We start from the raw sequence: 13,302 nt of genomic DNA, 5'->3' as shown, positions 1-13,302 counted from the left end.
ACATCAGCTTGTAAAGTAGTATGTGTTCTTCTGCTGTTCACACTTTGGATACTCAATGACATTGCAAGCGACTTGGCATGAACAGCCTAAGCCCGGTGATGAAAGGGAAGGTGTTTCGATCATCGACGTCAATCCCTTTGGCGCTAATGGAGAAAAGGATCGACGACTGTTAATCAGTAAGGGCGGTGAGCCCATTGTGATTTTACAGTTATATATACGTGCCGACGAGGATGGCTGGCTGATTTCCAGCGCCTTTTGTGATTTCCTACTGAATGAATCCCAAGTGGCAATCATTTGTGGCGACCACTTTCATGTTGTTGAGGTGACCACACACTCGTTCAGAAGCCATCCACTAGGTGATTACGTTGGCCATATTTATTCGGTTCCTGACATCCATTCTGACAGGCTACATAATCGGGTTCTGGTCACCACTTACTGCCACGTTTTTCTGTTGGATATTGCTGCGGGCATTCTCTGGAAATCTAGGCAGTGCGCCATTGATGGCGTGATCATTACATCGATAGAGAATGAGACGGTGCTGGGCCTGGGAGAATGGGACCCGCCAGGAGGTTGGGAACCTTTTAAGCTCGATCTTAAAACGGGCATCCCGATTTGAAGAAGGGGGGCCCCTCACAGTCTTCGGCCGGCGCGGACGTTGCATTCCAGCAATTATTGCCTTAAGAGTTAATGTTCGATTGTGACGAGGACAAACACTATGCTCCTGGAGACGCTAAAAAGACTTGAATGCTCTCTTCATAGCAGCAGGCGGAAAGATCGGGTCAGGCTTGAACAGATACTCCACGAAAGATTTAGCGAAATAACACGCTCAGGTGTAGTCGTTGATCGTACTCAGACTATTGAAGCGCTTTTAAGTGAAGATAATGTTCCGGTTATTCTTAGTCGTGATTACCGCCTTATCAGCGTTGGAAATAATTTCGCAATATTGCACTACAGAACTGTTAATCCAGATGGCAGTCGTGCAACCCTACGTTCTTCATACTGGGAATTCTCTGCGAACGGGCAATGGAAATTGGTATTCCACCAGGGAACGCCAGAGGCAGGGAGCGTATAGATGCCAGATACAATGTCCGCTCCTCGCTCTTAACAGACATCCATTTATTCTTAACTTGTAAATACGGATGTCATAGCGTTGATTGAACCTTATAACTATCAACAACCCGGTCTTTTTGACCGGGTTACTTGTTATGAGAAAGCGTTCATCAACTGTCAGCCGCACTTAATGGGTTGCGATATAAGGCTCCTTCACAAACTCCGCCAACAACCACACCATATCATGCAGCAAACCCGTCAATTCCTTCGCCACGCCCGGCGGTAGCATGCCTGCCAGCAGCGCCTGCGTTAACGCCTGCGCATAGTCCACCTGTAGCGCAGTTTCCTGCCAGCACTCCGGTACGCAGGAGGTGACTTTCTCCCCCACGATAAGCTGTGTGACCAGGTACGGCGGCAGGTCGGCATCGCAGAGTTCTCGCAGCTGGCGCAGGCCATGTAGCAGACGCTCACAGAGCGCAGTACATGTTTCGCTATCGTCAGTTTCAAGCAACATGCTCATCAGCGCGGCGCAGCGAAGTGGTAGCGCTGACGGAGGTAGGAATACCGCCCACAAAGAAAACGGCCAGCCTTTCGGCTGCTCCGCCAGCGCCACCGTGATTTTAACGGGATGAGCGCTGTCGCGACAAAAATATTGCCGTGGCGTGAAAGTACGGGTTCCTGGGCCCGATTGCGGATGTGCCGCAACGCCGTCACTCTATGACGCCGAACCTCTGAAAAAAAGAGTTCACCCCGAATTACATAAGGTTGCTTAAGGCTTTGCGAGGCGCCTTCCAGAAAGGTCATACCGGGTGATTTGCTTGCCCTGCGCGGCTAACTACACTCCCTTTTAGCCACATAAAAAGAGGGAGAAGATCGTGAACATCAGCTTTCATTCACCGACCGCTCAACTCAAACAGTGGCTAAATCGTCTGGTCGCAGTAACGCTGAAAGAGATATTCGCGATTCAGGTCATCGCTGCCGTGTTGGTGTCGGTGCTGTTGTCCGATCTGGCGGGTTTTGATTACCCTGGCTGGGCAGCACTCAGTAGCTACGCGGTCATGAATACGTCAGTCAAGGCCTCGACGGTCCGGGCTTTCAACCGGGTGACGGGGACGGTACTTGGCGGTGTGCTGGCACTCCTGCTTAGCACCTATCTCATCCAGGACGCCGCGTTTCTGGTCCTGTTCTGCGCAATTGTCGGGGGCGTGGCGGTATGGCGGGCGGACGTCTCCCGCTGGTCATACTCCTGGGTACTGGGGGCGGTCACATCTATGATGGTGATGGCGGAAGCGCAGAAGAACAGTGAGTTTCGCCATCTGCTACGTTTTACGTTTAACCGCATCGAAGAGGTGGTGCTGGGTTGTGCAGTCTGTATTGCGATTACGGTACTCTTTTACCCGTTGAACCGACGCAGACAGGTTGCAACGCCGCAGCAAAATAGTCACCCTGAGCCGCCCCGCCGACCGCTGTTGCCCCTGCAGGCCGGGATCACCTTGTTACTGGTGACGCCGATACTGCTTGTTTTTCAGCTGACGGGATTCTGGCAGGCGATGGTTTCCGTGCTGGCGGTCTTTATTCTTCCGGCCTCAACTCAGCCCGTACAGCAGCAGGTCAGCCAGCGAATGCAGCAACGTTTATACGGCTGCATGGCCGCTACATTGCTGAGTTTGATCCTTTTACCCGTCATGCACCATTATCCCCCGGTTTATATCGCCACGCTGGTCGCGGGGTTATGGCTGGGGTGTCACCTGCAACAGGGAAAGCCGTCCATCAGTTATTTTGGTCGGCAGTTTACCGTGGCCTGGATCATCGTTTATATCCAGGAGTCGTTGTGGCTGACCGAGCCGATTCAGGCAGTCATGCGCTCTGTCAGCATCCTGATCGCCATTATTATCATTGGCATGGTGATGGCGGTGTTTCGCGCGTTAAAACTGAGTGTCTGAAATAGTGCGCATCGTGGCGGGGTGGAGCAATGCCGGGGGCGCTTCGCTTGCCCGGCCTACAAACCAGATCTCATTTTTACTCTGGCTTTTGGTGTTGATTCTTAAGATAGTTATCGCACTAAGCAATACAAGGGAAGCAATAATGTTAACGAAGATAAATACCGGGCACCCCGCGTCCGCGACGGGCGAATTTCGGGCCGGTATTGCCGCCTGTATCCCGACCATTGCGGGCTACTGGAGCATTGGCTTTGCCGCCGGGGCGATCGGCACGCTCTCGGGTTTTACCACCGGACAAATTGCCCTGCTGGCCAGTGCCCTCTACGCCGGGTCGGCGCAGTTTCTGTTTTACTCTCTGTGGGCGGCGGGAGCCGAAATGGCATCCGTGGTGCTGAGCGTGCTGCTGGTGAACCTGCGCTACCTGCTGATGAGCTCCTCCATGAGCGTCTTTTTTCGCGACTACACCACGCTGCAAAAAGTGGTCAGCGGGCTGCTGCTGACGGATGAAACCTTTGGCGTGGCGGTTCAGCGCGCCAGCCCACAGGGCAACATCAGCTATGCCTGGATGCTGGGCCTGAACGTGACTGCCTGGCTGAACTGGATCATCGCCTGCGTGACCGGTGCCTGGCTGGCGACCACGCTGCCTGCATCGCTGATGGAGGGGCTGGGCTTTAGCCTGGTGTCGATGTTTATCGGTCTGATCCTGATGATGTGGTTCGCCAGCCGCAGAAAGGTACTCGAAACCATCAATATCGCTGTCGCGGTGGTCATTACGCTGTTAACTGCCGGGAATGGCTCGCTCAGTCTGGTGGTGATTGTGGCCGCCTCTCTTGCCGCGACCCTGGCGACGCTGCTGTTACGCACCCGGAAAGGAAAATAAGATGGAACGACATATTCTGCTGACCATTCTCGCCTCGGCGCTGGTCACCGCCCTGATGCGTACCGTGCCGGTGTTATTGCTGTCCCGCTTCCGTCTGCCGGATGTGCTATTACAGTGGCTGAGCTTTATCCCCACCGCCATCATGGCCGCCCTGGTCGCCGCTGAACTGTTGAGCAAGCCCGCGATGACCGATTCCGGGATCAGCATTTCGCTGCTGGCGGCGGGATTTGCCACGCTGGTGGGCATTCTGACCCGGGGGTTATTTGCCACGGTCATTGCCGGGGTAGTGGCGTTTTGCGCGGCGGGGTATTTATTGGCGCATTAATCTTTGAATAGTAAAGGCATGCCGGGGACGCTTCGCTTGCCCGGCCTACACATTGCGCCGTCTGATGATAGAGTGAATACAGGCAGCCACTCACCAGGAGAAAAGCACATGAACGAACATCCGCTTCGCCAGATCATTAAGGCCTGTGACAGGGCGATCACAGCCAAAGATTTCGATTCGTTGATGGAGTATTACGCTGAAGACGCCGTGCTGGTGGTTAAGCCCGGTACGATCGTTAAGGGCAAAAACAATATCCGCAGCGCGTTTATCTCTATCTCTGATTATTTTCAGGATCGGCTCATCGTCAAACAGGGCGAAATGCAGATCATCGAAGGCGGCGGAGATGCGCTGGTGATCATGGAAACCCAGCTTTTTTATCCGGATGAACTGGGTGGAACTGCTGAGATAACGCGTCGGGCAACCTATGTCTTCCGCCTGGAAAATGACCGTTGGCTCTGCACCATCGACAACTCTTACGGCACTTCGCTTTTAGATGGTGATAATGCCTGAATATTGCTCTTACGTAGGCGTCACCAGCCCGACGCTGACCATGCCTTTGTCCCAGATGATTTGGTGCAGGGAGGTCTGAATAATGCTGGTGATAGGTTTCGGGGTTAGCAGCGCCCAGCAAATACCTTCCCGGTGGCGAACCGAGCGGTATGTTATGCCGGTCTCACCCGCGACGCGCAGGCTTGCGCCCAGCTGTTGCGGTGCGCGGTAGTCCGTTGGATGGTACCAGGGGTGCGTATCCGGCAGGCCGGAGATATCGGCAAAGGACGAGCCGCTCAGCTCCGTCTCCAGACAACGGTACTCGAACCTTTCGAACTTCAGTTCAGGCACGTTCTGCCAGTAGCGCTGGCAATGATAGACCACTTCGGCCAGCGCCGTTTCCTGGCTGTTCCCGAGATAGTAGACGCCAAAATCGCCATTCGAAAAACGGCTGCCGTCGGGGTTGATATGGGTGAAGGCCGCCATTGCATAATGTGCGCCGCGGATCCCCAGCACCCACTCCTCGCGAGGCAGCAGCGCCAGATTTCCCACTTCCTGCGACAAGCGTGGATTGGTTAATTTCTGGATGTCATAGAGAACGTCAAACTCTTCCGGGGTGGCAACATCCTCGAACACGTAAATGGCAGGGTACTTGGTATGGAGCAGGCGGTAGCCTTTGATGGGAGTTTGTGCCGTTCTGGGGATCTCAGGATGGATCATCCGGACAGGCCTCCGCGCAGGACATCAACCCGCTTGGCGACTTCATGCAGGTTGCCGAACTCCCCCCCCTCAATCAGGGACAATGGCGTTGCCCCATTGAAGTAAGCATTGTGATTTGCCATGGACATAAACCCGTAGACGTTCTCGGGGTTGCTGAACACGATCCGCAGCGCCGAGTGCATATTCAGCAGGTAGCTGATCCGGGTTAACTGATCGTGAGTCAGCGAGGCCGTCTTCGTCTCTTTCTGGCGGTATTTGTAGAGCGCCGCTCTGGAGAGTTGCAGAATGTTCTGCTGTTGCTCTGTCGTGCAGCCCCATTTATCCAGAATGTTCATTGCAGCTCTGATGGCGATGAGATCGCGATCGCCGCGGGCTTCAGAGTTAAGGTTCAGGTGCTTCGTCATGTGATCGCTCCCTCAGCTCAGCGTGACTGATATAGTCTTAGCATGAACCAAATAAGACAATCTGTCTACGCGAAGACACCTTTGCCTGATTAATGCGCATGGCGCGCTATAGCGTCCTCATCTCTTTTGAACGCAGGGTGATACGTACCGGCACCGATTTATACGATGGCGTGCCGCTCTCCTTATCAAGATAACTGAGCGGAACCAGCACGTTAGCCTCCGGGTAGTAGGCAGCCACCGTGCCCGGCGCAATGCTGTAGGCCACCAGGGTGATGTCGTCGAGGCGCTGCCGACTGTCGGGCAGGGCGGTGGTGATATCCACCCGGTCGCCATGCTCCAGTCCCAGCTGCTGCATATCCTCTTCATTCATAAACAACACGTCGCGGCGACCAAACACCCCACGATAGCGATCGTCCAGGGCGTAGATGGTGGTGTTGTACTGGTCGTGACTGCGCAGAGTGACCAGGCGCAGCACGTTTTCACCTTCCCCCGGGCTGTTCTCCGTTACGCCGTCAAACAGGGAGAACATCGCCTTGCCGCTGGCGGTAGGCCAGACGCGCTCGGTAGGCGGCAGCGGCATGCGGAATCCGCCGGGAATACGGATCCGTTCATTGAAGTTCTCAAAGCCGGGAAGAGTCTGTTCGATCCGGTCGCGGATGCGATCGTAATCGGCCACCAGCGCCAGCCAGTCGGTTTTACTGTTCGTCAGGGTGGCGTGGGCTATCCCGGCGACAATGGCCGGCTCCGAGCGCAGCCACGGCGAGGCCGGTTTCAGCTTCCCACTGGAGGCATGCACCATCGACATGGAATCTTCCACGGTGATCGACTGCTGGCCGCTGCGCTGTATGTCCAGCTCGGTGCGCCCGAGGCAGGGCAGCAGATACGTCTCTTTGCCGACAAGCAGGTGGGTGCGGTTCAGCTTGGTGGCAACATGTACGCTGAGATCGAGGCTTTTTAACGCCGGGAAAGCCTTGTCATGATCGGGCATCGCTACGGCAAAATTGCCCCCGAGGCAGAGCAGCGCTTTGGCCTCGCCGTCGATCATCGCCTGGGCGGCCTGCACCGCGTCGTGGCCTTGGGCGGCTGGCGGCGTAAAGCCAAACACCTCGCCCAGCCGGTTGAGGAAGGCGGTGGTCGGTTTTTCGGTGATCCCCACCGTGCGGTTACCCTGCACGTTGGAGTGGCCGCGCAGCGGGCAAATACCTGCTCCGGGCTTGCCGATATTGCCGCGCAGCAACAGCAGGTCGGCAATCAGGCGTACGTTGGCGGTGCCCTTGTTGTGCTGGGTGATCCCCATGCCGTAGGTGATGATGGTGGCGTGGGATTTGGCGTAGATCTGCGCCACGTTCTCCAGATCGGCGCGGCTGAGCCCGGACTCGCGTTCGATAGCCTCCCAGGTAGTGGCGGCGATGTCGGCGGCAAACTCCGCGAACCCCTGGGTCTGGGTGGCAATAAAGTCGCGATCCAGCGCGTCCAGCACCAGCAAGTGTTTGGCGATCCCTTTTAACGCGGCGGCGTCACCCCCGGCTTTCACCTGGTAGTAGGTCGAGGCGATATCGGTGGCGCTGTACGTCGCCATCTCGCGGACGTTTTGCGGATCGGCGAAGCGCTCAAGGGCGGTTTCGCGCAGCGGGTTAAAGACGATAATCGGCACGCCCCGGTGGGCAAGCTCGTGCAGGGTACCCATCATCCGCGGGTGGTTAGTGCCCGGGTTATGGCCGATGGAGATCACCAGCTCGGTGTGGTCAAAATCCTCCAGCGAGACGGTGCCTTTACCAATGCCGATGGAGCGGGGCAGACCGACGCTGGTGGCCTGATGGCACATGTTGGAGCAGTCGGGGAAGTTATTGGTGCCCAGTTCGCGGGCAAATAGCTGATACAGGAACGCGGCTTCGTTCGAGGCGCGCCCGGAGGTGTAAAACTCCACCTGATTCGGCGCCAGGCTGCGCAGTACCTCCCCGATACGGGTAAAGGCCTCGTCCCACTCTACCGGGCGAAAGGTGTCGCTCTGCGGATCGTACTTCACGGGATGGGTCAGACGGCCATAGCCCTCCAGCTCAAAATCGCTTTTCGCCCACAGGGTGCCGACGGTGTGCTCCGCGAAAAATTCAGGAGTAACGCGCTTCGTGGTCGCTTCCCAGGTCACCGCCTTGGCGCCGTTCTCGCAAAACTGAAAGGTGGACTTGTGCTCTTTGTCCGGCCAGGCGCAGCCCGGGCAGTCAAAGCCGTCGGGCTGGTTGGTGCGCAGCAGGGTCGCAGGGGCGTCAAAGGCATCCATCTGCGTGCGCACGGCAATGGCCGTGGCTTTTAAGGCTCCCCAGCCGCCCGCCGGCCCGGCGTAATGGCGGATCCCGGGAACCGCTCGTCTGTTGTTACTCATCTGCACTCCTGTCTGTTCTCTCATCATGACGGCGGATCTCCGCCAGCAGCAGCGACGCCTCCTCTGAGTGTGGCACAAGCTCGCCCGGCGTCTCCCCCTGCCACCAAATCCCGCTGGCAGGCGAACAATGATTTCCGGCTAACTGCCAGTGACCGTTCAGCACATATGCGATGCCCTCCGCCCCGGGTCGCAGGGCATGGCTTGCGATCGTCACCTGCGCACGGGCCCGGCTGCGCTGGGTCATGACGTTAAAATCCAGGCCCGGCCCGGTGACACCCTCGCTGGCAAGCGGCCACTCGCCAGGAAAGGCCCAGGGCACGCCGGGCTCAAGGCGGTGCAGCAGGTCGTCGCCGCGCAGCCACAGCCCGGAACCGCCGAGCAGCATAATCACCCGGTCGACACCGGGGAAGAGGGAGAAAGGTCCATCCTGGCCGAGCGTAGCGATGCTGGCTCGCCACAGAAAGGGGGCATCCGCCGAGGGAATACTGACGATTTCCCGGGTTTCGCCCGCCCCGTTTTTCCACGGGGTGACCGGCAGGGAAGCAAGCGTAAAGGGGGTAATCATGTCCGTCTGACCCTGATTGTGCTGGTTAATGATTCATATGTGCTACAGATAATTTTCAAAATAATTACAAATTATTCACAGTTCAGTTCACAAATCCATCATCAGATTCGTGTCGGCAGATGTCAATGGTTGTATATACATGATCTGTCATGTGGCGTTGCCCTGACGCAGGCAGGGTGTCTGGCGGTCATTCATTATCCATTCAGAGAGGAAGCTATGTCGTCTTTTTCGTCTTCAGAAACGCAGTCAAAGAAAAACGGGACGCGGTTGTCGGAAACGCGCTCCATCGATTACATCCCGGATAATGAACGTCATGGTCACCCCTTCAGTCAGTTCACGCTGTGGTTTGGCGGCAACCTGCAGATCACGGCCATTGTGACCGGCGCGCTGGCGGTGGTGCTGGGCGGCGATGTGGTGTGGTCCATTATTGGTCTGCTGGTGGGGCAGGTGCTCGGGGCGACGGTGATGTCATTCCACGCCCTGCAGGGGCCACGTCTGGGCCTGCCGCAGATGATCATCAGCCGCGCTCAGTTTGGCGTGCTGGGGGCGGTGATCCCGCTGGTGCTGGTATGCGTGATGTACGTTGGCTTCTCCGCCAGCGGAACGGTGCTGGCCGGACAGGCGATGGCGAAACTGCTGTCGGTATCGAACGTGGCGGGGATGATCCTGTTCAGCGCGATCATTATAGTGATTGCGGTGCTGGGCTATCGCGTGATCCACAAGCTCGGCAAGGTGGCGAGCGTGGTGGGCGTACTGGCGTTTGTGTACCTGTTTATCGCCCTGCTGATGTCCAGCGATCTGGGGGCGATTGCGCAGAACAACCACTTCTCGATGCCGATGTTCCTGCTGGCGGTGTCGCTCTCTTCATCCTGGCAGATCGCCTTTTGTCCCTACGTGTCGGATTACTCGCGCTATCTGCCGCGAGACGTCTCCGGGGTGAAAACCTTCTTCTCTGTCTTCAGCGGCACGGTGCTGGGCACCCAGGCCTCGATGACCCTCGGGGTGATCACCGCGGCGATTGCCGGCAGCGCTTTCAAGGGGCATGAAGTGAGCTACATTGTCGGGCTGGGCAAAAGCGAGGCGATGGCGATGGTGATCTATTTTGCGATCTGCTTCGGCAAAATCACCTTCACCACCCTGAACGCCTACGGCAGCTTTATGTCGTTGACCACCATCGTGTCGGGTTTCCGCAACCAGACCACGCTGAGCCAGAGAAGCCGGGTGATCTTTGTAGTGCTGATGGTGACTATCTCCTGCGTGATTGCGCTGCTCAGCGAACCGGCATTCCTGAAACACTTCACCCATTTCCTGCTGTTCCTGCTGGCGTTCTTCGTGCCGTGGAGCGCCATCAGCCTGACCGACTACTTTATTATTTCCCGTAAAGCGGTGGATATTCCGGCGCTGTTCGATCCGCGTGAACGCTACGGATACTGGAATATGTTTGGGATTAGCGTGTATGCCGTTGGTGTCCTGATCCAGCTGCCGTTCATTGAAAACCCGCTCTATCACGGCTCCCTGACGTGGATCTTCGCCGATAATGACGTGTCGTGGATCATCGGCTGGTTCTGTACGGCGGCGCTGTACTATGCGTTCAGACGTTTTGATCGCCGGGTGCTGCCGGAGCAGACCATCTATCCGGCGACGGGCAGGTAAGGGGAGTGCCAGCGACCCGCAGATGATACGGGGTCGCTGTTGCTTTACCGGTCGTTAAAAGCAAAACCTTCGTCGGCCCACCCGGTCATGCCACCAATCATAATTTTCACCGGGCGACCCAGCTGCGCCAGCTTCAGCGCCGCGCGATCGGCACCGTTGCAGTGCGGCCCGGCGCAGTAGACCACAAACAGGGTATCCGCTGGCCATTCCGCCATCCGCTGGGCGGTGATCTCCCGATGGGGCAGATGCAGGGCGCCCGGAATATGGCGCCGGGCAAAGATCTCCGGGCTACCCACCACGTGCAGCAACACAAAATCGGTATCCCCCTCTTTGAAGGCGCTCCAGACATCGGCACAATCTGTCTCCACGCTCAGTCGCTGTAAAAAATGGTTCACCGCGTTTTCTGCCGCCGCCGCAGGGTAATCAGTCACATAGCTCATAATTTCCTCCAGGATTGAGACTTTACTCTACGGCGGCAGCGCGCTTTTGACAGCTGGCAGAAATGCCATATACCATCGAGATCCTGACAAAAATACCCTGAGTGCGGTGATGAAAAATCCTCTGGTGGTTGCGCTGGCCTATGACGGCTTATGTACGTTTGAATTCGGCATCGCCGTGGAAATTTTTGGCCTTGCCCGCCCTGAAATGGGAGAGAACTGGTATCGCTTTGCGGTGGCGGGTGTCGAACCGGGGGAGCTGCGCGCCACGGGCGGCATCCGGCTTGTGGTCGACGGCGGGCTGGAGCTGCTGACGGAGGCCGGGACCATTATAATTCCTGGCTGGCGGGGCGCCGATGTCCCGGTACCCGCCGCGCTGTGTGAGCAGCTGGTCGCCGCCCATCAGCGTGGGGCGAGAATTTTATCTATTTGTTCTGGCGTCTTTGTGCTGGCCGCCGCAGGGTTGCTCGATAATCGTCAGGCCACCACCCACTGGCGTTACACCGACCTGCTGCAGCAGCGTTATCCCGCCATTCAGGTGACCCCTGACGTACTGTATATCGACAGCGGTGATGTGCTGACCTCCGCCGGCAGCGCCGCGGGTATCGACCTGTGTCTGCATCTGGTGCGCCGGGATTATGGCAGCGTGGCGGCTAACCAGGTGGCGCGTCGGCTGGTGGTGTCGCCGCATCGTGATGGCGGCCAGGCGCAGTTTATCCAGCAGGCAGTACCGGTCGCCTATGAGGGCCACCGGCTTGGCGCGCTCTTTGATTACCTGCTTGAAAACCTTGCCGCTCCGCACAGCGTCGATTCGCTGGCGAAATTTGTCGGCATGAGTCCCCGTACCTTTCTGCGCCGTTTTGCGGCGACCACCGGTAAAACGCCTGCCCAGTGGTTGCTTCATGCCCGCCTGACTCGTAGCCAGGATCTACTGGAGAACACCCAGCTGTCGATAGAGCGGATTGCTGAACAGGTGGGGTTTGGCAGCGTAGCGACCATGCGCCATCACTTCCGCAATCAGCTGTCGACCACGCCTGCGGCGTACCGGAGAGGGTTTGCGGAACCAGCGCGGTGACTCATTCAGGAGGACAGCCGCTTTCGCGGCTTTGTTATCCCTTTTAATTTACCGCAATCGAATCACGCAAAATAAATTCCGCAGGCAGAATGCAACTGTCGGGAGCGCTTTCCGGTGCTGCTGCGAGCACTCTGGCTACCGCCTCCTTTCCCTGCGCGTCTAAATCGAGGCGCACCGTGGTAAGGGAAGGGATGAAGAAGGCGCTTTCATAACTGTCATCATAGCCAATAATGGAAACCTGGCGGGGTACCGCGATGCCGGCTTTGTTCAATGCGCTCAATGCGCCCAGCGCCATCTGGTCGTTACCCACTAACAGGGCGCTAAACTCTATCTTATTGTCGATAAGCTGTTGTACACCGTCGTGACCGCTTTGGGCATCCCAGGTACCATAGATGATCGCCGCGGGCGTTTTGCCAAATGCGGCCAGGCTGCTTAACCAGTTTTCCAGGCGCAATTTTGCCGCAACAGAATTCTGCGGACCCGGCATCAGGGCGATGTCGTTATGCCCCTGGTCACATAAGCGCTTAACGCTCTCCTGGGTACCGTTAGCCGGGTCGAAGATAACATGAAACACGTCGCTGTCCGGGGCGACGTCGAGAAACAGGCAGGTCACATCGGCGTTGTGTTCCGCCAGCTCCCGGGCGAGGGGCGTCTCCAGCGGGACGTTAATCAGGATTTTTTCGATAAACTGCGATTTAAAGTCGTTGATCGACTGCTGGATCGACGTGGCGTCGCGCTCATCAATCATGGATATCAATACCTGATACCCCGCTTCACGGGCATGTTTTTTCACCGATGCGGCGATTTGCGACGGCGCGTGTAGCGCCAGGGAGGTGGTGATTAATCCCAGCGCCTGGGTGCGTTTCCCGACCAGCTGTTGCGCCAGACGGTTAGGAACGTAGCGCAGATCCTCAATCGCCTGCTCAACGCGAATCCGCGTTTTCTCGGCGACATTCACAGATTTATTGAGCACCCGGGAGACGGTCTGGTAGGAGACGCCCGCCTGGCGAGCAACATCTTCCAGCGTCGCATTTCTGTTTTTATTCACCCTCGATCCTTTCTTTCACGTGGCTAAAAATACGCGTTTCTCCGCAGTCTGAAGGCAACATTATATCAAAATGTCATACGTTCACATGTTGGAATTTAGCGATCTTGCTCACCTTTTTCCGCTTAAAAAATTGTGTTCTGTGATGGTGGTTGCAGTTTTCATCAGCGGGGGTTGTTTGCGACTTTTGTCAGGTATTGTATGTAACACATTGATGTGAACGTCATACATTTTCAGGCTGCGGACAATTATCCTGGCCCAGTCGTTCCAACGTGACCCAAAAGAACGCTATTCGCTGCACGCTCAGCGAAGCAACAACCCTGTTCCTTGATGAGGAAG

Annotated in this window: 14 protein-coding genes and 1 pseudogene; 8 read left to right on the top strand and 7 right to left on the bottom strand. The window is 56.8% G+C overall.

What is annotated here, in order from left to right; all coding sequences use genetic code 11:
* Nucleotides 1–55: 55 nt before the first annotated feature.
* Entirely contained in the window at nt 56–616 is a 561-nt protein-coding gene (locus GNG27_RS13595; RefSeq protein ID WP_156264001.1) for a hypothetical protein, read from the top strand.
* A gap of 99 nt (nt 617–715) precedes the next feature.
* Nucleotides 716–1,072 carry a DUF4440 domain-containing protein gene (locus GNG27_RS13590; protein ID WP_156264000.1) on the top strand — a complete coding sequence of 119 codons (357 nt, stop codon included), beginning with the start codon at nt 716–718 and terminating at the stop codon, nt 1,070–1,072.
* A 165-nt stretch (nt 1,073–1,237) separates the two neighbouring features.
* Here the strand turns inward: GNG27_RS13590 and GNG27_RS13585 are convergent, their stop codons facing one another.
* Nucleotides 1,238–1,624, bottom strand: coding sequence for a hypothetical protein (locus tag GNG27_RS13585; RefSeq protein WP_231600457.1), 387 nt, complete (start codon nt 1,622–1,624; stop codon nt 1,238–1,240).
* A 301-nt stretch (nt 1,625–1,925) separates the two neighbouring features.
* On the opposite strand from GNG27_RS13585, the gene GNG27_RS13580 reads away from it, so the two are divergent.
* From GNG27_RS13580 to GNG27_RS13565, 4 genes are all read left to right on the top strand, one after another.
* Complete coding sequence (locus GNG27_RS13580; RefSeq protein WP_197090528.1) at nt 1,926–2,993, top strand: FUSC family protein; 1,068 nt, start codon at nt 1,926–1,928, stop codon at nt 2,991–2,993.
* Nucleotides 2,994–3,135: 142 nt separating this feature from the next.
* Nucleotides 3,136–3,870, top strand: coding sequence for an AzlC family ABC transporter permease (locus GNG27_RS13575; RefSeq protein WP_142489879.1), 735 nt, complete (start codon nt 3,136–3,138; stop codon nt 3,868–3,870).
* A 1-nt stretch (nt 3,871) separates the two neighbouring features.
* A complete protein-coding gene (locus GNG27_RS13570) occupies nt 3,872–4,195 on the top strand; it encodes an AzlD domain-containing protein (protein ID WP_142489878.1) in 324 nt (107 codons plus the stop codon).
* Between the two features lie 108 nt (nt 4,196–4,303).
* On the top strand, nt 4,304–4,705 hold the full coding sequence (locus tag GNG27_RS13565; protein WP_142489877.1) for a DUF4440 domain-containing protein: 402 nt from the start codon (nt 4,304–4,306) through the stop codon (nt 4,703–4,705).
* A gap of 9 nt (nt 4,706–4,714) precedes the next feature.
* On the opposite strand, the gene GNG27_RS13560 is transcribed toward GNG27_RS13565, so the two are convergent.
* From GNG27_RS13560 to GNG27_RS13545, 4 genes are all read right to left on the bottom strand, one after another.
* Nucleotides 4,715–5,404 (bottom strand): RES family NAD+ phosphorylase, encoded by a 690-nt coding sequence (locus GNG27_RS13560; RefSeq protein ID WP_156263997.1) that lies wholly within the window; start codon nt 5,402–5,404, stop codon nt 4,715–4,717.
* On the bottom strand, nt 5,401–5,808 hold the full coding sequence (locus GNG27_RS13555; RefSeq protein WP_156263996.1) for an MbcA/ParS/Xre antitoxin family protein: 408 nt from the start codon (nt 5,806–5,808) through the stop codon (nt 5,401–5,403). Before GNG27_RS13555 ends, GNG27_RS13560 begins: the two co-directional genes overlap by 4 nt.
* A gap of 106 nt (nt 5,809–5,914) precedes the next feature.
* Nucleotides 5,915–8,188: an FdhF/YdeP family oxidoreductase gene (locus GNG27_RS13550; RefSeq protein ID WP_156263995.1), complete on the bottom strand. Its 2,274-nt coding sequence runs from the start codon at nt 8,186–8,188 to the stop codon at nt 5,915–5,917.
* Nucleotides 8,181–8,753, bottom strand: a complete 573-nt coding sequence (locus GNG27_RS13545) for a HutD family protein (protein ID WP_156263994.1) — start codon at nt 8,751–8,753, stop codon at nt 8,181–8,183. The genes GNG27_RS13550 and GNG27_RS13545 overlap by 8 nt, the downstream gene beginning before the upstream one ends.
* Nucleotides 8,754–9,020: 267 nt before the next feature.
* On the opposite strand from GNG27_RS13545, the gene GNG27_RS13540 reads away from it, so the two are divergent.
* Nucleotides 9,021–10,406, top strand: coding sequence for a cytosine permease (locus tag GNG27_RS13540; protein WP_197090604.1), 1,386 nt, complete (start codon nt 9,021–9,023; stop codon nt 10,404–10,406).
* Between the two features lie 44 nt (nt 10,407–10,450).
* Here the strand turns inward: GNG27_RS13540 and GNG27_RS13535 are convergent, their stop codons facing one another.
* Nucleotides 10,451–10,846 (bottom strand): rhodanese-like domain-containing protein, encoded by a 396-nt coding sequence (locus GNG27_RS13535; protein ID WP_142489871.1) that lies wholly within the window; start codon nt 10,844–10,846, stop codon nt 10,451–10,453.
* A 109-nt stretch (nt 10,847–10,955) separates the two neighbouring features.
* Here GNG27_RS13535 and ftrA point away from each other — a divergent pair, with 109 nt between their 5' ends.
* Nucleotides 10,956–11,918: a transcriptional regulator FtrA gene (gene ftrA, locus GNG27_RS13530; protein ID WP_156263992.1), complete on the top strand. Its 963-nt coding sequence runs from the start codon at nt 10,956–10,958 to the stop codon at nt 11,916–11,918.
* Nucleotides 11,919–11,976: 58 nt separating this feature from the next.
* Here the strand turns inward: ftrA and GNG27_RS13525 are convergent.
* Nucleotides 11,977–12,966 (bottom strand): annotated as a pseudogene (locus GNG27_RS13525) (LacI family DNA-binding transcriptional regulator); the annotation flags it as partial.
* Nucleotides 12,967–13,302 lie beyond the last annotated feature (336 nt).

It is taken from the genome of Leclercia sp. 119287 (assembly GCF_009734485.1).
Lineage (GTDB): Bacteria > Pseudomonadota > Gammaproteobacteria > Enterobacterales > Enterobacteriaceae > Enterobacter > Enterobacter adecarboxylatus_C.
The sequence above is the reverse complement of the archived record's forward strand: the minus strand, read 5'-3'. Positions and strand labels throughout refer to the sequence as shown.

Bases quoted from the DNA above. Each gene is read 5' to 3' on its own strand.
- GNG27_RS13555 (WP_156263996.1), bottom strand. From the start codon at position 5,808: ATGACGAAGCACCTGAACCTTAACTCTGAAGCCCGCGGCGATCGCGAT.
- ftrA (WP_156263992.1), top strand. From the start codon at position 10,956: ATGAAAAATCCTCTGGTGGTTGCGCTGGCCTATGACGGCTTATGTACG.
- GNG27_RS13535 (WP_142489871.1), bottom strand. From the start codon at position 10,846: ATGAGCTATGTGACTGATTACCCTGCGGCGGCGGCAGAAAACGCGGTG.
- GNG27_RS13550 (WP_156263995.1), bottom strand. From the start codon at position 8,188: ATGAGTAACAACAGACGAGCGGTTCCCGGGATCCGCCATTACGCCGGG.
- GNG27_RS13590 (WP_156264000.1), top strand. From the start codon at position 716: ATGCTCCTGGAGACGCTAAAAAGACTTGAATGCTCTCTTCATAGCAGC.
- GNG27_RS13595 (WP_156264001.1), top strand. From the start codon at position 56: ATGACATTGCAAGCGACTTGGCATGAACAGCCTAAGCCCGGTGATGAA.
- GNG27_RS13545 (WP_156263994.1), bottom strand. From the start codon at position 8,753: ATGATTACCCCCTTTACGCTTGCTTCCCTGCCGGTCACCCCGTGGAAA.
- GNG27_RS13565 (WP_142489877.1), top strand. From the start codon at position 4,304: ATGAACGAACATCCGCTTCGCCAGATCATTAAGGCCTGTGACAGGGCG.
- GNG27_RS13575 (WP_142489879.1), top strand. From the start codon at position 3,136: ATGTTAACGAAGATAAATACCGGGCACCCCGCGTCCGCGACGGGCGAA.
- GNG27_RS13560 (WP_156263997.1), bottom strand. From the start codon at position 5,404: ATGATCCATCCTGAGATCCCCAGAACGGCACAAACTCCCATCAAAGGC.
- GNG27_RS13570 (WP_142489878.1), top strand. From the start codon at position 3,872: ATGGAACGACATATTCTGCTGACCATTCTCGCCTCGGCGCTGGTCACC.